Below are 19,783 nucleotides of genomic sequence, written 5' to 3'. Positions count from 1 at the left end.
CGCTCGGGGTCAGTGGCCGCCGCCCACCCGGTCGGGGTACTTGTTGGAGTACCAGAGGCTGGCCACGGCCGTGATCGTGAGCGTCGCGATGATGACGCCCAGGCTCAGCAGGGTGGGCACCTCGGGGACCGGGATCGGACCGATGTGGTGCACCGGCTCACCGCCGTTGATGAACGGCAGCTCGTTCTCGTGCAGTGCGTGCAGGACGAGCTTGATGCCGATGTAGAACAGCAGGAACGCCAGGCCGTAGGACAGGAACACCAGACGCTGCAGCAGGTCGCCGAGCAGGAAGTACAGCTGGCGCAGGCCCATCAGCGCGAAGACGTTCGCGGTGAAGACGATGTACGGCTCCTGCGTGAGGCCGAAGATGGCCGGGATCGAGTCGAGCGCGAACAGGATGTCGGTGGTGCCGAGCGCGATGATGACCAGCGCCATCGGCGTGATCGCGCGCCGGCCGTTCTCGCGGACGACCAGCTTCAGGCCGTCCCACTGGTCGCTCAGGTTGAAGCGCTTGCGGGCGAACCGGACGACGGCGTTCTCGACGTCCTCGTCCTCGTCGTCGTTCTTCGCCAGCTTGACCGCCGTGTAGAGCAGGAAGGCGCCGAAGATGTAGAAGACCCACGAGAACTCGTTGATCGCCACCGCGCCGAGCGCGATGAAGATGCCGCGGAAGATCAGCGCCAGGATGATGCCGACGAGCAGCGCCTCCTGCTGGTACTTCCGCGGGACGGCGAAGCTGCTCATGATGATGATGAAGATGAACAGGTTGTCGATCGACAGGCTGTACTCGGTGAGCCAGCCGGCGTAGAACTCCACGCCGTACTGACTGCCGTGGAAGCCCCAGACCCACGCGCCGAACGCGATGGCCAGGCCGATGTAGAACGACAGGTAGAGCGCGCACTCCTTCGTGGTGGGCTCGTGCGGCTTGCGGGCGATCACGACGATGTCGAACAGCAGGATGGCGATCGTCACCGCGATGGTGACACCCCACTCGAGCGTGCTGACGTTCACAGGCGTTCCTCTGCTTCTCTCTCCGGGTCATCAAGGACTCGGAGGTCTCTTCCACCGGAATGCAGATGTGGCCGGTCCGGCGCCCCGGGGTGGTCGACGATGACCCCCGTGCTGACGACACGCCGGTGATGGGAATACTCCCCTCCGCGGACCAGTCTGACAGCGCCGCGAAGCGGGCGCCAACTCAGGTGCCGGCGCTCATCATTCCGCGGAGCTCTCGCTTGAGCTCGCCGATCTCGTCGCGCAGGCGCGCCGCGACCTCGAACTGCAGGTCGGCCGCGGCCTGGTGCATCTGCTGGGAGAGCTGGTCGATGAGCGACGCCAGCTCGCCCGAGGGCAGGTCGGCGAGACCCTTCGTGTGCTGGCCCAGCGGGACGGCCGCGCCCTTGCGCTTGTGGTCGCCCGTGGCGGCGAGCAGGGCGCGGGTGTCCTCGTCCTCGCGGGCGAGCATGTCGGTGATGTCGCCGATCTTCTTGCGCAGCGGCTGCGGATCGATGCCGCGCTCGGTGTTGTAGGCGACCTGCTTGGCCCGGCGACGGTTGGTCTCGTCGATCGCCTTCTCCATCGAGTCGGTGATGCGGTCGGCGTACATGATCACCTGACCGGAGACGTTGCGCGCCGCGCGGCCGATCGTCTGGATCAACGAGCGACCCGAGCGCAGGAAGCCCTCCTTGTCGGCGTCGAGGATCGCCACGAGGCTGACCTCGGGGAGGTCGAGGCCCTCACGCAGCAGGTTGATGCCGACGAGGACGTCGTACTCCCCCATCCGGAGCTCGCGCAGCAGCTCGACGCGGCGCAGCGTGTCGACCTCGCTGTGCAGGTAGCGGGTGCGGATGCCTGCCTCCAGCAGGTAGTCGGTGAGGTCCTCGGACATCTTCTTGGTCAGCGTGGTGACCAGGACGCGCTCGTTCTTGGCGACGCGGTCGTTGATCTCGCCGATGAGGTCGTCGATCTGGCCCTTCGTCGGCTTGACGACGACCTCGGGGTCGATCAGGCCGGTGGGGCGGATGACCTGCTCGACGACGTCGCCCTCGACCTTGTTCATCTCGTAGTCGCCCGGCGTGGCCGAGAGGTAGACGGTCTGGCCGATCCGCTGGAGGAACTCGGGCCACTTGAGCGGCCGGTTGTCCATCGCGCTGGGCAGCCGGAAGCCGTGCTCGACGAGCGAGCGCTTGCGGCTCATGTCGCCCTCGTACATCGCGCCGATCTGCGGGATCGTGACGTGGGACTCGTCGACGACGAGGACGAAGTCCTTCGGGAAGTAGTCGAGCAGGCAGTTCGGCGCCGATCCTGGCGGCCGTCCGTCCATGTGCAGCGAGTAGTTCTCGATGCCCGAGCAGGTGCCGACCTGCTCCATCATCTCGAGGTCGTACGTGGTGCGCATGCGCAGTCGCTGGGCCTCGAGCAGCTTGTTCTCGCGCTCGAGCACCGCGAGCCGCTCCTCCAGCTCGGCCTTGATGCGCTCGATCGCGCGCACCATGATCTCGGGGCCGGCCGCGTAGTGGGTGGCCGCGCCGACGAAGAGCTCCTGGTCGTCGCTGAGCACCTCGCCGGTGAGCGGGTGCAGCGTCATCAGCCGCTCGATCTCGTCGCCGAAGAACTCCACCCGCACCGCCATCTCCTGGTAGACGGGGAAGATCTCGACGGTGTCGCCCTTGACGCGGAAGGTGCCGCGCGTGGCGCTGACGTCGTTGCGGACGTACTGCGCCTGCACGAGCGTGCGCAGCAGGTGGTCGCGGCCCATCTCGTCGCCGACCTTGAACCCGATCATCCGGTTCAGGTACTCCTGCGCAGAGCCGAGGCCGTAGATGCACGACACGGTGGCCACCACGATGACGTCGCGCCGCGTGAGCAGCGACCACGTGGCCGAGTGGCGCAGCCGCTCGACCTCCTCGTTGATCGAGGAGTCCTTCTCGATGTAGGTGTCGCTCTGCGCGATGTACGCCTCGGGCTGGTAGTAGTCGTAGTACGAGACGAAGTACTCGACGGCGTTGTTCGGCAGCAGCTCGCGCAGCTCGTTGGCGAACTGCGCGGCGAGGGTCTTGTTCGGCAGCATCACGAGCATCGGGCGCTGCAGCTGCTCGGCGAGCCAGGCGGTGGTGGCCGTCTTGCCGGTGCCGGTGGCACCCATCAGCACGACGTCGTCGGTGCCACCCTGGATGCGTTTGGTGATCTCGGCGATCGCGGCGGGCTGGTCGCCGGCGGGCTGGTAGTCGGAGACGACCTCGAACGGTGCCACCTGCCGCGTGAGTTCGGAGACGGGTCTCATGCCTTCGAGCCTACGGGCGGACACCGACAGAATCGCGCGGAAGGATCCGCAGGGCGATCAGCGCCGGACGCGGTACCGCAGGTACATCAGCCCCGCGGCGCACTCCCGGCTCTCGACGAGCTCGAGGTCGACGTGCTGGCGACCGCGTGTGAAGTAGGGGATGCCGCCGCCCACCAGCACCGGGCTGACCCGCAGGCGGTACTCGTCGATGAGGCCGAGGTCGGCGGCCTGCGCCGCCAGCGTGGCCCCGGCGATCGCGATGTCGCCGTCGCCGGGCTCGGCCTTGAGCCGCTCGATCTCCTCCTGCAGGGAGCCGTTGGCCAGCCGCGCCGCGCCCTCCACCTCGGTGAGCGTGCGCGAGAACACGACCTTGGGCAACGGGTTCCACAGCTCGGTCCAGCGGCGCTCCTGCTCCCCCAGGTCCGGGTCCTCGGCGGCGGTCTCCCAGTAGAGCATCGTCTCGTAGATCCGCCGGCCCATGAGGTGGGTGGAGACGCCTTGGATCTCGTCCATCGAGATCTCCATGACGTCGCTGATCTGCTCCTCCGGGGCGCCCCAGTCGAATCCCCCGTCCGGCCCGACGATGTAGCCGTCGAGCGACAGGCCCATCGAGTACGTCACGTCGTGCATCTGGCCTCCCCGTCTCGGTGGTCCGACCGTACGACGGGAGTCGTCAGTCCGTCGAGCGGTCGGGAGCGATGCCGAGCGTGCGGATCGTGGTGGCGAGGCCGCGGTACTGGCCCACGAGCAGGCACAGCTCGATCGCCTGCGCCTCGTCCCAGTAGGCGCGCAGCCGCCGCCACGTCGCGTCGTCGACGTCGTCCTCGGCCAGCAGCCGGTCGGTGGCCGCGAGCAGCACCTCGTCCGACGGCTTCCACCCGGCGAGGCCGTCGTCACATACCCGCTCCATCTCGTCGCGCCCGAGGCCCGCCCTGGCACCGAGCCGCACGTGGTGCTGCCGCTCGTACTCGCTGTCGCACCGGTGGGCGACCCGCAGGATCACCAGCTCGGTCTCCCGCCGCGGCAGCCGTCCGCGCAGCATCAGCGCACCGGAGTAGAGCAGCCACGCGCGGAACAGCCCGCGGTTGCGGCCGAGCGTGGTGAACAGGTGGGCGTTCCTGACGCCCGCACCCCGGGACAGCAGACGGCCGAGCAGGTGGTTCACCGGCCCGAGCTGCCGGCGCCCGCCGGGGGTGACGCGCGGCGCCCTCATCGCCTTCCTCCGCTCATCGCCCGGGCCTCGGCCCGCGTCAGCATCCGGTTGAGGTACCGCATCGCCAGTCCGTACCCCCACGGGAACCAGCGCTGGGCGTAGTGGCCGAGCCGGATGTCGCGTGACGTGTAGACCCAGTAGCGCCGTCGCTCGAGGCCCTTGACGATGGCGTCCGCCGCGGCCTCGGGGCTGATGGCGTGGCGGAGGAACCGGCGCTCGATCGCCTGGAACGACGGCGCGGAGCGGTCGACGCCCACGACCTCGAGATCGCGCACCAGCGGTGTCGCCACCGCCCCGGGGCAGACGAGGCTCACGCCGATCCCGTGCCGCCGCAGGTCGAACCGCAGCACCTCCGAGACGCCACGGAGCCCGAACTTGCTGGCGCTGTAGGCCGCGTGCCACGGAAGTCCGAAGATCCCCGCGGCGCTCGAGACGTTGACCACGTGACCGCCGCGGCCCGCCTCGATCATGCCGGGCAGGAAGGACGACATGACGTGGACGGGCCCCATGAGGTTCACGTCGACGAGCCGGCGCCAGTGCTCCTCCTGGAGCCGGTCGATCGTGCCCCAGATCGAGATGCCGGCGATGTTCAGCAGCACGTCGGGCGACCCCACCTCCTCCCGCACGTCAGCGGCGAAGCGGCGGACCGCGTCGGCGTCGGTGAGGTCGACCGCACGGCTGAGCACGACCTGGCCCCGAGATGCCCTGACCTGCTCCACCGTGCGCTCGAGCCCGACCGGGTCCAGGTCCGTGAGCACCAGACGCGCACCGGCGCGAGCCAGCGCGAGCGCCGTGGCGGCTCCGATCCCGCCGGCCGCACCGGTCACGACACACTGCTTGGTACGTATGTCCAACTTCGCCATGCTGCACACCCTACGTGCTGTGCGTCACATCGCCTTGACGCGCGCGCGGTGCCGGACGTCACTTTCGCGGACGAAGCCGATAAGGTCGTCGGTATGGCCATCGTCGAGCGCAGGGCGCAACGCACGCGCGAGATCCTCGATGCGACCCGCGCCCTGTTCGACGAACGCCGGATGCGGGACGCGCAGATCGAGGACATCGCCCGGGCCGTCGGCATCAACCGCGCGATCATCTACCGCCACTTCACCACGAAGGAAGAGCTCTTCGCGATGACGCTGGTGGACTACCTCAACCAGCTCGAGACCCGTCTGGCCAAGTCCGACGACTCCCGGTTGAGCCCCATCGAGCGGATCGACACGATCACCGTCGAGTTCCTCTCCTACGGCAGCGAGTACCCCGCGTTCGTCGACTGCGCGCAGTCGCTGCTGCGCCACCGCGGCTCCGAGCTGCTCGAGCAGATCAGCCTCGACCGCCTCACCGAGCTGGGCGCCGCGATCAACCGCTGCTTCGACCACATCACCTCGGCCATCCTGGCCGGCAACGCCAACGGCGACTTCGACGTCAAGGACCCCGAGCTCGTCGCGAACATCATGTACACGCAGGGCCTGGGCATCCTGAACCTCGTCACGTTCCAGCGCTCGATCCGCGAGCTGAACTCGGGCCTGCCGACGATGGAGCACCTGCCCACGACCGAGGTGCTCGACCTCGCGAAGCGCTCGGTGCGCGCCATCGTCGAGATCCAGGACTGACGCTCCCCCACGACGCACACGAAGCGGGGCCGGTGGCTGATGCCACCGGCCCCGCTTCGTTCGTCCGTCGCGTCAGCGCTCGAGGATCGCCACGACGCCCTGGCCGCCGGCGGCGCAGATCGAGATCAGGCCGCGACCCGAGCCCTTCTCCTCCAGCAGCTTGGCGAGGTTGGCGATGATGCGCCCGCCCGTGGCCGCGAACGGGTGCGCCGCGGCGAGCGACGAGCCCTTCACGTTGAGCTTGCTGCGGTCGATCGAGCCCAGCGGGCTGTCGAGGCCGAGGCGCTGCTTGCAGAAGTCCGCGTCCTCCCACGCCGCGAGCGTGGAAAGCACCTGGCCGGCGAACGCCTCGTGGATCTCGTAGAAGTCGAAGTCCTGCAGGGTCAGGCCGTTGCGCTCGAGCATCCGCGGCACCGCGTAGGCCGGAGCCATCAGCAGGCCCTCGCCGCCGTTGACGTAGTCGACCGCGGCCGTCTCGTAGTCGACGAGGAACGCCTTCACGTCCCAGCCGCGACGCGCGGCCTCCTCCTCCGAGGCCAGCAGCGCCACCGAGGCGCCGTCGGACAGCGGCGTGGAGTTGCCGGCGGTCATCGTGGCGGCGTCGCCGAGCTGCTTGCCGAAGACCGGCTTGAGCTTGGCCAGCTTCTCGACCGTGGAGTCGGGGCGCAGGTGGTTGTCGCGCTCCACGCCGTTGAACGGCGAGACGAGGTCGTCCTGCCAGCCCGACTCCCACGCGGCGGCGAGGTTCTGGTGCGAGCGAGCGGCCAGCTCGTCCTGCGCCTCGCGGGTGATGCCCCACTCGTGCGTGGTGAGCGCCTGGTGGTCGCCCATCGACAGGCCGGTGCGCGGCTCGGCGTTGCGCGGCTGGTCTGGGGCCAGGTAGCTCGGGCGGATCTTGGTGAGCAGCTTGACCAGCGCCTTCTTGTCGCCCTTGGCGTTGGCCTGGTTGGCCTGCAGCAGGATCTTGCGCAGCTTGTCGTTGACGGCCAGCGGGGCGTCGGACGTGGTGTCGGTGCCGCCGGCGATGCCGAACTCGATCTTGCCGAGCGCGATCTTGTTCGCGACCTGGAACGCCGCCTGCAGGCCGGTGCCGCAGGCCTGCTGGATGTCGGTGGCGGGCGTGGCGGGCGAGAGCTTGGAGCCGAGGACGACCTCACGCGTGAGGTTGAAGTCGCGCGCGTGCTTCAGGACGGCACCGGCGACGACCTCGCCGGCCCGCTCGCCCTCGAGGCCGAAGCGGTCGACGAGCCCGTCGAGCGCGGCGGTGAGCATCTCTTGGTTGGAGACGCCCGAGTAGACCGAGTTCGAGCGCGCGAACGGGATGCGGTTGCCGCCGATGACGGCGACGCGACGGATGGTGGCGGCGTCCTGGGGGGCGGCCTTGGTGGCCTTCGCGGCCTTCGTGGAGGGCTTGTCAGCCATGCGGAACCTTTCGTCTGCGACCTACGTCGCTTTCCTTTGCCGTGGCGCTGCCGTGCAGGCTAGAGTCACCTTAACGCGTTCAGATACCGATGGTATCCGAGAGATCCGAGAGATAGGACACATCCTGCGATGAGCGACCGTTACAAGTCGATGATCCAGAACCCGATCGGTCAGTTCCTGGTGAAGAACCTGGGCCTGCCGAACCCTCCGGAGCTGGAGCGCTACCGAGGCGGTGCGCTGGTCGACGGTCCCGTCCTGATCGGCGGAGAGGGCCTCGTCGTGGGTTCACTGCCCGGGCTGCTCAAGGGCGCCGGCATCGACACCACCACCGTGCGGGCCGAGGGTCGCCGCTACAAGGGCCTCGTGCTCGACGCCTCCGGGATCGACTCGGCCGCCGGCACCGTGGCCCTCCAGGAGTTCTTCACGCCGGTCCTGCGCAGCCTCGCCGGCAGCGCCAAGATCGTCGTGATCGGCCTGCTGCCCGAGCGCGCCGAGACTGTCGGCGCCGCCATCGCGCAGCGCGGCCTGGAGGGCTTCGTCCGCTCGCTCGGCAAGGAGGTCGGCGCGAACGGCAGCACCGCCAACCTCGTGTACGTGACGCCCGAGTCCAAGGACGCCGTGGGCTCGACCCTGCAGTTCCTGCTCTCGGCCAAGTCGGCGTTCGTCGACGGCCAGGTCGTCCGCCTGGGCACCACCGAGCTCGCGGAGGCCGACTCCCCCGCCGATCCGACGCGTCCGCTCGCCGGCAAGGTCGCCCTCGTCACGGGTGCCTCCCGCGGCCTCGGCGCAGCCATGGCGCGCACGCTGCACCGCGACGGCGCCACCATCATCGGCCTCGACGTCCCGCCGCTGCAGGAGGACCTCGACGCCCTCATGGCCGAGCTGGGCGGCGCCTCGATCGTCTGCGACATCACCGCCGACGACGCTCCCGAGACGATCGCCGCGGGCCTCGGCGACGGCGTCGACTTCGTGGTCCACAACGCCGGCATCACCCGCGACAAGCGGCTCAGGAACATGAAGGCCGAGAACTGGGCGAAGGTCGTCGACATCAGCGTCGGCGCGCCGGAGCGCATCACGGCCCACCTGCTCGAGCAGAAGCTCATCCGCCCCGGTGGCCGCGTCATCGGCATCTCGTCGATCGCGGGCATCGCCGGCAACAACGGCCAGACGAACTACGGCACGGCCACGGCCGGCGTCATCGGCTTCGTCCAGGCCCTGGCGCCCCGGGTCGCCGGCGACGGCATCACGGTCAACGCGATCGCCCCGGGCTTCATCGAGACCGACATGGTCCAGACGATGCCGCTGGGAATCCGCGAGGCCGGACGTCGTCTCAGCTCGCTGTCGCGGGGCGGCCAGCCGGTCGACGTCGCCGAGGCGATCGCCTGGTACTGCCACCCCGGCTCGTCGGCGATCTCGGGCAACGTCGTGCGGGTCTGCGGCCAGGGCTTCCTCGGTGCCTGACGTGACCACGCGCACCTTCGACAAGGCGCCCGCGGGCCTGCCGCTGATGCTCAAGGCGGCGCTGCCGGCGATCCCGGTCGTCGGCGGCCTGCCCGGCATCAAGCACGATCGGGGCGGCCTGCCCGACGTCATCCTGCGGCGCACACGGGTGGCCACCGACCTGGCGCACCTCGACCGCTACAACGAGGTGTGCGGGTTCGCCCGTGCCGAGACCCTCCCGGCCACGTACCCGCACATCGCGGCGCACACGCTGCACCTGAGCCTCATGACGGACACGGCGTTCCCGTTCCCGCCCATGGGCGCGGTGCACCTGCGCAACCGCATCACCCAGCACCGGCCGATCGGTCGCGAGGAGATCTACGACCTCTCGCTGCGGGCCACGGCGGACGACCCGCACCCGAAGGGACGCCTCATCTCGCTGGTCAGCGAGGCCCACGTGGCGGGCGAGCTGGTGTGGGACGAGACCATGACGGTCCTGTTCCGCAGCAGCAAGGGCGGCGACGAGCCCGCAGTGCCCCCGCTGGCGGGCGTGGACGCTCCCGAGGGAGTCGTCCACTGGAAGCTCGGTGGCGACCTCGGACGTCGCTACGGCGCCGTGTCGGGCGACCGGAACCCGATCCACCTCTACCCGTGGACGGCCAAGGCGTTCGGCTTCCCGCGCCAGATCGCGCACGGCATGTGGACGAAGGCCCACAGCCTCGCCGCGCTGCAGAACCGGCTGCCCGACGCCTACACGGTGGACGTCGAGTTCAAGAAGCCGGTCCTGCTGCCCGCCACCGTCGTGTTCGGCACCGAGGCCGAGGGCGCCGTGACGACGTTCGGCGTCCGCGACGCCCGCTCGGCAGCTCCCCACCTCGTGGGGCGCATCACGCCCGCCTGAGCGAACGAAAGGGCCCGCCACACGTGCTGTGTGGCGGGCCCTTTCGTCTCGTCAGCGCTCGTCGCGGGGCTTGGCCGGGCGGATGAGGCCCTCCTGCGCGACCGTGGCGACGAGCGTGCCGTCCTGGGTGAACACGCGGGCCGTGCTGAGGCCGCGGGCACCGGAGGCCGACGGCGACGTCTGGTCGTAGAGCAGCCACTCGTCCACCCGGAACGGCCGGTGGAACCAGACCACGTGGTCGAGGGAGGCCGGCTGCACCTTCGGAGAGCTGATCACGAGGCCGTGCGGCACCAGGGCGGCGCCCAGCAGGCTGAAGTCGCTGTAGTAGGTGAACGCGGCGCGGTGCAGCTCGGGATCGTCCGGCAGAGCGTCGCTCGCGCGGAACCACATGCGCTGCACGACGGGGACGTCCGGGCGGGAGGGGTCGTCCTCGGGCCGCGGGTCCCCGACGTAGCGCATGTCGAACCCGCCCCACTCGCGCTTCCACTGCTCGGCGCCGTCCGGGCTGATGTACTTCACCAGGTCGAGCATCGAGGTGGCCTCCTCGGGGCCCGGCGTGGGCGGCAGGACGTCCTGGTGGTCCCAGCCCTCCTCGTCGCGCTGGAACGAGGCGGTCATGTAGAAGATGACCTCGCCGTGCTGACGTGCCGACACCCGGCGCGTGGCGAAGGAGCGGCCGTCGCGCACGCTCTCCACGTCGTAGATGATCGGGATGCTCGGGTCGCCGCCGAGGATGAAGTACGCGTGCAGCGAGTGCAGGTGCTTCCCGTCGGTGACGGTGTGCTGGGCTGCGCTCACGGCCTGACCGGCCACCTGGCCGCCGAAGACGCGCGGCAGGCGCGACTCCTTGGGCTGACCACCGCGGAAGAGGTTGACCTCCAGCTGTTCGATCTGCAGCAGGTCGACGAGTTCGTTCACGGAGGCAGGCACGATCGCGATCCTATCGAAGTCGGCCGGCGTCGCCGGGCCGACGACGGCACGGCGCAGCCGTAACCGTCGTCACAACTTCCGGTGATCGAGTGCCGACGAGCGAAGCGAGGCGGTGTATCGAGATCACGCCAGGCTCGGTCAGCCCTGATCGTCCTTGCGCTGCCTGGCCAGGAACTGCTCCAGCTGGCTCGCGAGCTCGTCTCCGGTCGGGAGGCTGGCGTCGTCGGCGAGCAGCGACTCGGCCGCGCCGCGGCTGAAGATGTCGTACTGCTCCTCCAGGCCGGCCAGCACCTGCTCACCGTCCTGCTCGGCGATCTGCTGCTCGATCTCGGTGATGGACTCGGGCTGGCGGGCCCGGAGGTCCTCGAGGTCGAACTCGAGGCCCAGGCGCAGGCCCACGGCCTCCAGCAGGGCGATCGCGGCGGTCGGGTACTCGATCTGCGCCAGGTAGTGCGGCACGTGCACGACGTAGCCGATCGCGTCGAGCCGGTGCTCGCGCATCCGGAACTCCAGCAGCGACTGCGCGGACGACGGCACCGTGACCTCGGCGTTCCAGAAGTTCTTCCGGTCGACCAGCTCGGGGCGGGTGCCGTGCATCGTCAGCAGCGGCGGCCGCGTGTGCGGCACGCCCATCGGCACGCCACCGAGGCCCACCGTGAGCGGGACGCCCAGCTCGGTGATGACGTCGATCGTCTCGGCCGCGAAGGCCTCCCAGCCGAAGTCGGGCTCGGGACCGGCGAGCAGCAGGTACGGCGTGCCGACGCGGTCGGTGTGACGCGTGAGCTGCAGGACGGGCTCGACGTAGTCGACGTAGTGGTCACGCCGGAACGTGATCGGGGGCCGCCGGGCGCGGTAGTCGAACATCGAGTCGAGGTCGAACTCGTGCACCACCTCGCCGCCGTCGGTGCGCAGCTGCTCGGCCGCGAGGACCGAGGAGGAGCCCGCGCTCAGGAAGCCGTCGAGGGCGACGATCAGCGGGATCGGGTCGCGCTCGTATTCATCGGAACGTCGTCGTGAGAACCACTTCGGAGTCAACGCCGGTCACCCTCGGGACATTCCCCGAGCCGGGCCAGCGCGTCCTGCGTGATCGACTCCGGGGTCAGGCCGAGGCGGCGCAGGATCACGTCGCGCTTCGCGTGGTCGAGGAACTCCTGCGCGACGGCGTGGATCCGCACCGGCACGTCGAGGCCGCGGTCGCTGACGGCGTGCAGGATCGTGGACCCCACCCCGCCCTGGCGGCCGTTGTCCTCGATCGTCACCACGAGACGGTGGTCGGCGGCCAGGTCGAGCACGGCCGGGTCCAGCGGCTTGATCCAGCGGGGGTCGATCGCCGTCGCGGCCACGCCCTCCTGCTCGAGGCGCTGGGCCACGTCGACCGCCATCGCGGCCATCGTGCCGACGCCGACGACGAGGACCTGGGCGTCGTCGGACCGGTGCATGACATCGACACCGCCGACGCGGTCGACGGCCTCGAGGTCGGGGGCCACGGGGCCCTTGGCGAAGCGCACCACGCTCGGCGCGTCGTCGATCTCGACGGCCTCGCGCAGCAGCTCCCGCAGTCGGCTGCCGTCACGCGGGGCGGCCAGGTGCAGGCCGGGGACGAGCTGCATGAGGGAGAGGTCCCACATGCCGTTGTGGCTGGCGCCGTCGTCACCGGTAACGCCGGCGCGGTCGAGCACGAACGTGACGCCCTGGCGGTGCAGGGCCACGTCCATCAGGACCTGGTCGAACGCGCGGTTGAGGAACGTGGCGTACACCGCGACGACCGGGTGCAGGCCGCCCATCGCCATGCCTGCGGCGCTGGTGACGGCGTGCTGCTCGGCGATGCCGACGTCGAGGACGCGATCGGGGAACTTGTCGGCGAAGGCGTCGAGCCCCGTGGGGTACAGCATGGCCGCGGTGATGCCCACGACGTCGGGGCGGTCGTCGGCGATGCGCACGATCTCGTCACGGAAGACGGAGGTCCAGCCCGCGGGCGCGATGCTGATGGCCTCGCCCGTCAGCCGGTCGAACGGGGTCGCCTGGTGCATCTGGTCGTTCTCGTTGGCGACGGCGATGTCGTAGCCATGGCCCTTCGTGGTGATCGCGTGGACGAGCACGGGACCGCCGAAGTTGCGGGCCGCCGTGAGCGCCTGCTCCATCGCGTGGCGGTCGTGTCCGTCGACCGGACCGAGGTACTTGATGCCGAGGTCCTCGAACATGCCCTGCGGGGCGAGGACGTCCTTGAAGCCCTTCTTGATGGCGTGGAGCGCCTCGTACGCGACCTCGGCGAACTTCGGGCCGGCGGTCATCCGCTCGCGGATGGCGCTCAGGGCCGGCTCGTACCGCGGGTTGGTGCGGATCTGCGTGAGGCGGTTCGCCAGGCCACCGACGGTGGGCGTGTACGAACGCCCGTTGTCGTTGACGACGATCACCACGCGCCGGCAGTTGTCGGCGCAGATGTTGTTGATGGCCTCCCACGCCATGCCACCGGTGAGCGCGCCGTCGCCGATGACCGCGACGACGTGGTCGTCCTTGCCCTGCACGGCGTTGGCGCGCGCCAGGCCGTCGGCGTAGGACAGCGAGGTGGAGGCGTGCGAGTTCTCGACCCAGTCGTGGGGCGACTCGGCGTGGCTGGGGTAGCCGGAGAGGCCGCCCTCCTTGCGCAGGTCGCCGAACTGCTCGGCGCGGCCGGTGAGCATCTTGTGGACGTACGCCTGGTGTCCGGTGTCCCAGACGATCTTGTCGTTCGGGGAGTCGAACACGCGGTGCAGCGCGATCGTCAGCTCGACCACGCCGAGGTTGGGACCGAGGTGTCCGCCGTTGGCGGCCACCGACTCGATCAGCAACTCACGGACCTCGGCAGCGAGCCGCGTCAGCGATTCGTCGTCCAGGCGTCGCAGGTCGGCGGGACCGGACACGGAGCTGAGCACTGACGGCATTCCTCCATCGTAACGACGCCCGGCCAGCGAGGCGCCACGACCGGCCGTCAGCCGAGGTCGTGGAAGCGGCCGCGGGCGTGGGCCGTCCCGGTGGAGGACTCGACGCCGACCTCGTGGACCGTTCCGGTCACGCGCAGCGACCAGCCGATCTCGGTCGTCTCGTCCACGGTGAACCCGCACCACGACCGGTCCTCGAGCCGCGGTCCCCACGCGGAGTCGGTCCAGCGACCCACGGTGAACATGCCTCCCGGGGCCGGCGCCAGGCCCGCGAACACCTCGGCGAGGTAGTCGTCGCCCGGCTGCAGCACGCTGGCCGCGGCCCGGGAGCCCACGTCGAGCGACTCCCCCAGGTCGGAGTCGGGATCGACGAGCAGCTCGATCCGGGCCGGCTCCCCGTCAGCGAGCAGCACCGAGGAGACGGTGAGTCCGACGCGGTCGCGGCCCGCCCCGGCGGCAACGCTCGTGACCGGGGCAGGGAGGCGGCCCCGGAGCCGGCGGAAGGCGTCCTTGTCGCGGTCAGCCGGCACGAACGGGTGCTCCGAGTGGATCGTCACTCCCCCATCCCATCATCCGCCGCCGCGCCGGACACCCCATGACGCAGAACTGCCCGCCACCGGAACGGTGGCGGGCAGTCCAGGACGTCTCACTCAGTCGAGCAGCGAGCGCAGCACGTACGGCATGATGCCGCCGTTGCGGTAGTAGTTCGCCTCACCGGGGGTGTCGATGCGGACGACGGCGTCGAACTCGATGTCGTCGGCCTTCACCTTGACCGTGCGCGGCGTGGTGCCGTCGTTGAGCTCGGTGATGCCGGTGACCGTGAAGGTCTCCTCGCCGGTCAGGCCCAGCGACTCGGCCGTCTCGCCCTCGGGGAACTGCAGGGGCAGGACGCCCATGCCGATGAGGTTCGAGCGGTGGATCCGCTCGTACGACTCGGCGATGACGACCTTGACGCCCAGCAGCGCCGTGCCCTTGGCCGCCCAGTCGCGCGACGAGCCCGAGCCGTACTCCTTGCCCGCCAGGACGACCAGCGGGATGCCGGCCTCCTGGTAATGCTGCGAGGCGTCGAACACCGAGGTGACCTCGCCGTCGGCGGTGAAGTCGCGGGTGAAGCCGCCCTCGGTGCCGGGTGCGATCTGGTTGCGCAGCCGGATGTTGGCGAACGTGCCGCGGATCATGACCTCGTGGTTGCCGCGGCGCGAGCCGAGCGAGTTGAAGTCGCGCGGCTGCACGCCCTTCTCCATGAGGTACTTGCCGGCGGGGCTGTCCTTCTTGATCGCGCCGGCCGGGCTGATGTGGTCGGTGGTGACCGAGTCGCCCAGCTTCAGCAGGACCCGCGCGCCCTCGACATCGGTGACGGCGTCGGGCTCCAGGCCCATCCCGTCGAAGTACGGCGCCTTGCGGACGTAGGTGGAGTCCTCGTCCCACGCGAACGTGTCGCCCTCGGGGGTCGGCAGGTTCTGCCAGCGCTCGTCACCGGCGAACACGTCGGCGTACTCGCGGCTGAAGGTGTCGGCGTCGATCGAGCTGGCGATGACGTCCTCGACCTCGGCCGGCGACGGCCAGATGTCCTTCATGAAGACGTCGTTGCCGTCGGCGTCCTGGCCCAGCGGGTCGTTGAACAGGTCGACGTCCATCGAGCCGGCGAGCGCGTACGCGATGACCAGCGGCGGGGACGCGAGGTAGTTCATCTTGATGTCGGGGTTGATGCGGCCCTCGAAGTTGCGGTTGCCCGAGAGCACCGCGGAGACGGCCAGGTCGCCCTCGTTGACGGCCGCGCTGACCTCGGGGATCAGCGGCCCGGAGTTGCCGATGCACGTGGTGCAGCCGTAGCCGACGAGGTTGAACCCGAGCTTGTCGAGGTAGACGTTCAGGCCCGACTTCTCGTAGTAGTCGGTGACGACCTTCGAGCCCGGCGCCAGCGTCGTCTTGACCCACGGCTTGCGCTGCAGGCCCTTCTCGACGGCCTTCTTGGCCAGCAGTCCGGCGCCGATCATGACCGACGGGTTCGACGTGTTGGTGCACGACGTGATGGCCGCGATGGTGACCGCGCCGTGGTCGACCTCGAACGAGGTGCCGTCCTCGAGCGTGACGCTCTGCGGGTTGCGGACACGCTCGCCGGGGGCACCGGTCGCATGCTCGCTCGGGCCCTCGCCGCCGTTGGCGTACGTGGACGTCTTGGGCGTGTCGGACGCGGGGAAGGAGTCGTCGACAGCCTCGTCGTACCCGTTGAGCTGCTGCTCGCTGTGATCGACGTAGTCACGCAGCGACGCACGGAAGGCCGTCTTGCTGTTCGTCAGCGCGATGCGGTCCTGGGGGCGCTTCGGGCCGGCGATCGACGGGACGACGTCCGCGAGGTCGAGCTCGAGGTACTCGCTGTAGCGCGGCTCGTGGTCGGTGTCGTGCCACAGGCCCTGGGCCTTGGCGTACGCCTCGACGAGCGCGATCTCCTCGGCCGAGCGGCCGGTGAGCTCGAGGTACTTCGTGGTCTCGCCGTCGATCGGGAAGACCGCGATGGTGGAGCCGTACTCGGGGCTCATGTTGCCGATCGTGGCGCGGTTGGCCAGCGGGACGGCGCTGACGCCGGGGCCGTAGAACTCGACGAACTTGCCGACGACGCCGTGCTCGCGCAGCTGCTCGGTGATCGTCAGCACGAGGTCGGTGGCGGTGGCGCCCTGCGGCAGCTCGCCGGAGAGCTTGAAGCCGACGACGCGCGGGATGAGCATGCTGATCGGCTGGCCGAGCATCGCGGCCTCGGCCTCGATGCCGCCCACGCCCCAGCCGACGACGCCCAGGCCGTTGACCATCGTGGTGTGCGAGTCGGTGCCGACGCAGGAGTCGGGGTAGGCCACGACACCGCCGTCGCTGTCGCGGGTGAACACGACGCGGGCGAGCTTCTCGATGTTGACCTGGTGCACGATGCCCGTGCCCGGCGGGACGACGCGGAAGTCGCTGAACGCGCCCTGGCCCCAGCGGAGGAACTTGTAGCGCTCGCCGTTGCGCTCGTACTCGATCTCGACGTTGCGCTCGAACGCCTCGGGCGTGCCGAAGACGTCGGCGATCACGGAGTGGTCGATGACCATCTCGGCGGGCGCGAGCGGGTTGATCTTGGAGGGGTCGCCACCGAGGTCGGCCATCGCCTCACGCATCGTGGCGAGGTCGACGACGCACGGGACGCCGGTGAAGTCCTGCATGATCACGCGGGCGGGCGTGAACTGGATCTCCTTGCTGGGATCCGCGTTCGGGTCCCACGAGGCGATCGCCTTGATGTCCTCGGCGGTGATGTCCGCGCCGTCCTCGGTGCGCAGGAGCGCCTCGAGCAGGATCTTGAGGCTGAACGGCAGGGAGGCGACGTCGAGTCCCTCGCCCTGGACCGCATCGAGCCGGTAGTAGTCGTAGGACTTCTCCCCGACCGCCAAGGAGTCCTTGGCCTGGAAAGTGTCGACGCTCATGGGCTTCTCCTTCACTGGTGTTCCCATCCTGCCCCCCGTGGGGCCGCCCGGGGGCGTTCAGGATGGCCTAAGTACCAGTTATCTTGATGTCAAGATAAACGATATCAAACGATGTCCGGAAGCGCTCCGCTCAGGTGACCCTCACCTCAGCGCGGCGATGCGCACCAGCAGGGCGCGACCCTCAGCGACTCGCTTCTCCCAGGTGGTACCCACCACGAGCAGGATCAGCCCGGCGATCGCGATGAGGATCCAGCGCTGCAGTCCCAGCGCCGTCGGGCCGACGTTCGCCAGGACCAGCACCAGCAGGACCGCCGCGCCGGCGATGACCGGTGCGCCCCACCGCAGCACGAGCCCGGCGGCGAGGGATGCGGCGGCGACCAGACCGAGCAGCAGGGCGCGCAGACTGGTCGGGTCCTCCAGCGCTTGGGGCAGCGACGGCAGGAAGGCCAGCAGGAGTCCGGGCGTGAGGGCGACCCACGTGCGGCTCTCCGGGTGGGAGCGCAGGTGCCACCAGCCCGCCAGGAGGACGGCCACGGCGAACGGCGCCGTGTACGCCTCGACGGTCTCCACCTCGCTGGCGGCCAGTCGAGCGACCCAGGCGGCGCCGGTGAGTCCGGCGGCGACCCAGCGCAGGTGCGTGCGGTCGTCGTCGAGCAGGCCCACCACGGCCGAGGCGACCGCGCCGATCGTGAGCAGCAGGGAGACGAGGGCCAGGTCGTCGCCCTCGCGCACCACGGTGACGAGCAGGGTCGCGGCGACCACGACCTCCACCGCCGTGCGGTGCCAGGGCAGCTCGTCGAGCGCGAGGGTCAGCAGCAGCAGTCCAGCCGCCACGCCCACGACGATCGGTCCCCACGCCCCGGGGGCGACGTCGGCGAGGTCGGCGACCTGCGCGACCGTGGCGACGATCGCGAACGCGGTGAGCCCGGCGGCAGCAGCCGAGATCGCGCGACGCGGACCCGGAGGCTCCTCGAGACCCACGACGGCACACACGAGAGCGCCCGCGGCAGCGATCCCCCACGCCCACGCGGTGACGGGTCCTCCGAGGGGCACCACGACCATCGCGAGGGCCACGACGCCCACCGGGACGATCGCGAACCCCCACAGCGCCTTCCGCAGGGCGACCGCGAGCGCGGCACCGACCACGACGAGCACGACGGCGTGCACGAGGAAGGGCAGCGTCGACGAGCCGACCGCCGTGACCACGGCGGCGCCGGCTGCGACGAGCGCGACCGGGACCCGCCACTCCGGCGGAGCGAGCCTCGGCGCCGGCCAGCGCGTCGTGGCGAGCCACGCGGCGATCACGGGCACGGCGACGGCCAGCACCCACCACCCCTCCGTGATGTCGAGCTCGTTGGGGCGCACCCACACGTCGGATGGCGAGGAGAACCAGCCGGCCTCGTCCGCGCGCTCGGCGTTGGAGAGCGCCACGGCCCCGCACCACAGCAGCGCGGCGGTGCCACCGGCGACCGCGGCCCACCGGGTGCCGAGGGACCAGTCGTCCTCACGGACCACGAACCACGCGAGCAGGGCCACGAGCACCGCGACGGCCGTCAGACCCGCCGCCGACGTGACGACGTCGGCGCTCCACGCCGCACCCTGGGCCGCCACGCCCACCAGGTAGAGCGCGGCGGACACCGCGAAGGCGGTGAGCCAGACGCGGAGGCGGGGCACCACGACGGCCCCGCCCACGGCGAGGGCAGCCAGCACGATGGTCGGCAGCGCCTCGGTCGGACCCAGGACCGGCGACCCGGCCTGCGACGCGTCGATCGCGAGAGCCACGAGAACGACAGCGAGGAGCAGCGAGAGCAGTGCGCTGGGCCACAGCATCCAGCGCAGGCCCGTCCGGTGGCCGACGGCGACGACCACCAGCGGCAGCACGAGTGCCGCGGCCGCGGCCCAGAACCAGAGATCGGCACCCTCGCCGAGGTCCCCCAGGCGCACCATGACGGCGGGGGCACTGACGTACGGGGCGAGGCCCGCCACCAGCTGCGGGCTGACGAGGCGACGGCCCAGCGGCGCCTCGGACGACCGGACGATCGCCACTCCCGCGCCGACGAGCACGCCGGTCCAGACCACCGAGACGAGCGCGAAGTCGGACCACTCGAGCCCGAAGAGACCCTCGGCCACGGCGGCCAGCAGGTCCACCGTGACGAAGCCGAGGAAGACGGCCCAGAGCGCCTCGGCGGTGTTGTCGAGCCCGCGGCGCGTGGCCCAGCGGGCCGCGAGGCCGACGAGGGCGGTGACCACCAGCAGGATCGCCGCCCTGCCGAGCACACCGAGGGAGCCCCAGGCCACGGTCGCGAAGATGATGCCCGCGACGACCAGGCACACGGCACCGAGGCCGAGCAGGATCGAGCCCGTCGACCACGTGCGAGCCGGAGCCGGCGCCGGCGTCGGCGTCGGGGCGGACGGGAGCGACGTCGTCCCCGCGGCGGGGGTCGTCGCCGCAGCGGCAGCGGGCGTCGTCGCGCCGACCTGCTGGCGGGCGCGTCCCTCGGCCACGAGCCGGTCGGCTTCGACGAACAGCCCCCACAGGCGCTGCGCCTCCACGGAGCCGAGGTCGAACCCGCAGCGAGGACAGGTCATCGCTGCGCTGATCATCCCTCGGCAGGCG

15 protein-coding genes are annotated in these 19,783 nt (G+C 70.4%); 3 read left to right on the top strand and 12 right to left on the bottom strand.

The window, feature by feature from the left end:
• Positions 1-9 precede the first annotated feature (9 nt).
• From H1W00_RS10110 to H1W00_RS10090, 5 genes are all read right to left on the bottom strand, one after another.
• Complete coding sequence (locus H1W00_RS10110) at positions 10-1,011, bottom strand: TerC/Alx family metal homeostasis membrane protein (protein WP_181755589.1); 1,002 nt, start codon at positions 1,009-1,011, stop codon at positions 10-12.
• A 184-nt stretch (positions 1,012-1,195) separates the two neighbouring features.
• On the bottom strand, positions 1,196-3,280 hold the full coding sequence (gene uvrB, locus H1W00_RS10105) for an excinuclease ABC subunit UvrB (RefSeq protein WP_181755588.1): 2,085 nt from the start codon (positions 3,278-3,280) through the stop codon (positions 1,196-1,198).
• A 57-nt stretch (positions 3,281-3,337) separates the two neighbouring features.
• Complete coding sequence (locus H1W00_RS10100) at positions 3,338-3,910, bottom strand: dihydrofolate reductase family protein (RefSeq protein WP_181755587.1); 573 nt, start codon at positions 3,908-3,910, stop codon at positions 3,338-3,340.
• Positions 3,911-3,953: 43 nt separating this feature from the next.
• Positions 3,954-4,493, bottom strand: a complete 540-nt coding sequence (locus tag H1W00_RS10095; RefSeq protein ID WP_181755586.1) for a carboxymuconolactone decarboxylase family protein — start codon at positions 4,491-4,493, stop codon at positions 3,954-3,956.
• Positions 4,490-5,356: an SDR family oxidoreductase gene (locus H1W00_RS10090; RefSeq protein WP_181755585.1), complete on the bottom strand. Its 867-nt coding sequence runs from the start codon at positions 5,354-5,356 to the stop codon at positions 4,490-4,492. Before H1W00_RS10090 ends, H1W00_RS10095 begins: the two co-directional genes overlap by 4 nt.
• A gap of 93 nt (positions 5,357-5,449) precedes the next feature.
• Between H1W00_RS10090 and H1W00_RS10085 the strand changes: the two genes are divergently transcribed.
• On the top strand, positions 5,450-6,103 hold the full coding sequence (locus H1W00_RS10085) for a TetR/AcrR family transcriptional regulator (protein ID WP_181755584.1): 654 nt from the start codon (positions 5,450-5,452) through the stop codon (positions 6,101-6,103).
• Between the two features lie 72 nt (positions 6,104-6,175).
• Here the strand turns inward: H1W00_RS10085 and H1W00_RS10080 are convergent, their stop codons facing one another.
• A complete protein-coding gene (locus H1W00_RS10080) occupies positions 6,176-7,525 on the bottom strand; it encodes an acetyl-CoA C-acetyltransferase (RefSeq protein WP_181755583.1) in 1,350 nt (449 codons plus the stop codon).
• A 129-nt stretch (positions 7,526-7,654) separates the two neighbouring features.
• On the opposite strand from H1W00_RS10080, the gene H1W00_RS10075 reads away from it, so the two are divergent.
• A complete protein-coding gene (locus H1W00_RS10075; protein WP_181755582.1) occupies positions 7,655-8,986 on the top strand; it encodes a 3-oxoacyl-ACP reductase in 1,332 nt (443 codons plus the stop codon).
• 1 nt (position 8,987) lies between these two features.
• Entirely contained in the window at positions 8,988-9,866 is an 879-nt protein-coding gene (locus H1W00_RS17075) for a MaoC/PaaZ C-terminal domain-containing protein (RefSeq protein ID WP_181755581.1), read from the top strand.
• Between the two features lie 51 nt (positions 9,867-9,917).
• Here the strand turns inward: H1W00_RS17075 and H1W00_RS10065 are convergent, their stop codons facing one another.
• The 6 genes from H1W00_RS10065 to H1W00_RS10040 all read right to left on the bottom strand — a co-directional run bounded on the left by H1W00_RS10065 (position 9,918) and on the right by H1W00_RS10040 (position 19,755).
• Entirely contained in the window at positions 9,918-10,796 is an 879-nt protein-coding gene (locus H1W00_RS10065) for an acyl-CoA thioesterase domain-containing protein (RefSeq protein WP_181755580.1), read from the bottom strand.
• Between the two features lie 138 nt (positions 10,797-10,934).
• Complete coding sequence (locus H1W00_RS10060) at positions 10,935-11,831, bottom strand: proteasome assembly chaperone family protein (RefSeq protein WP_181755579.1); 897 nt, start codon at positions 11,829-11,831, stop codon at positions 10,935-10,937.
• On the bottom strand, positions 11,828-13,717 hold the full coding sequence (dxs, locus tag H1W00_RS10055; protein ID WP_181755578.1) for a 1-deoxy-D-xylulose-5-phosphate synthase: 1,890 nt from the start codon (positions 13,715-13,717) through the stop codon (positions 11,828-11,830). Before dxs ends, H1W00_RS10060 begins: the two co-directional genes overlap by 4 nt.
• 47 nt (positions 13,718-13,764) lie before the next feature.
• Positions 13,765-14,271 carry a flavin reductase gene (locus H1W00_RS10050; protein WP_181755577.1) on the bottom strand — a complete coding sequence of 169 codons (507 nt, stop codon included), beginning with the start codon at positions 14,269-14,271 and terminating at the stop codon, positions 13,765-13,767.
• A 93-nt stretch (positions 14,272-14,364) separates the two neighbouring features.
• Positions 14,365-17,166 (bottom strand): aconitate hydratase AcnA, encoded by a 2,802-nt coding sequence (gene acnA, locus H1W00_RS10045; RefSeq protein ID WP_181755576.1) that lies wholly within the window; start codon positions 17,164-17,166, stop codon positions 14,365-14,367.
• 141 nt (positions 17,167-17,307) lie between these two features.
• On the bottom strand, positions 17,308-19,755 hold the full coding sequence (locus H1W00_RS10040) for an SCO7613 C-terminal domain-containing membrane protein (protein WP_181755575.1): 2,448 nt from the start codon (positions 19,753-19,755) through the stop codon (positions 17,308-17,310).
• Positions 19,756-19,783 lie beyond the last annotated feature (28 nt).

This window comes from Aeromicrobium phoceense (genome assembly GCF_013868155.1).
GTDB lineage: Bacteria > Actinomycetota > Actinomycetes > Propionibacteriales > Nocardioidaceae > Aeromicrobium > Aeromicrobium phoceense.
This window is presented reverse-complemented; position numbering and strand designations above follow the sequence as displayed.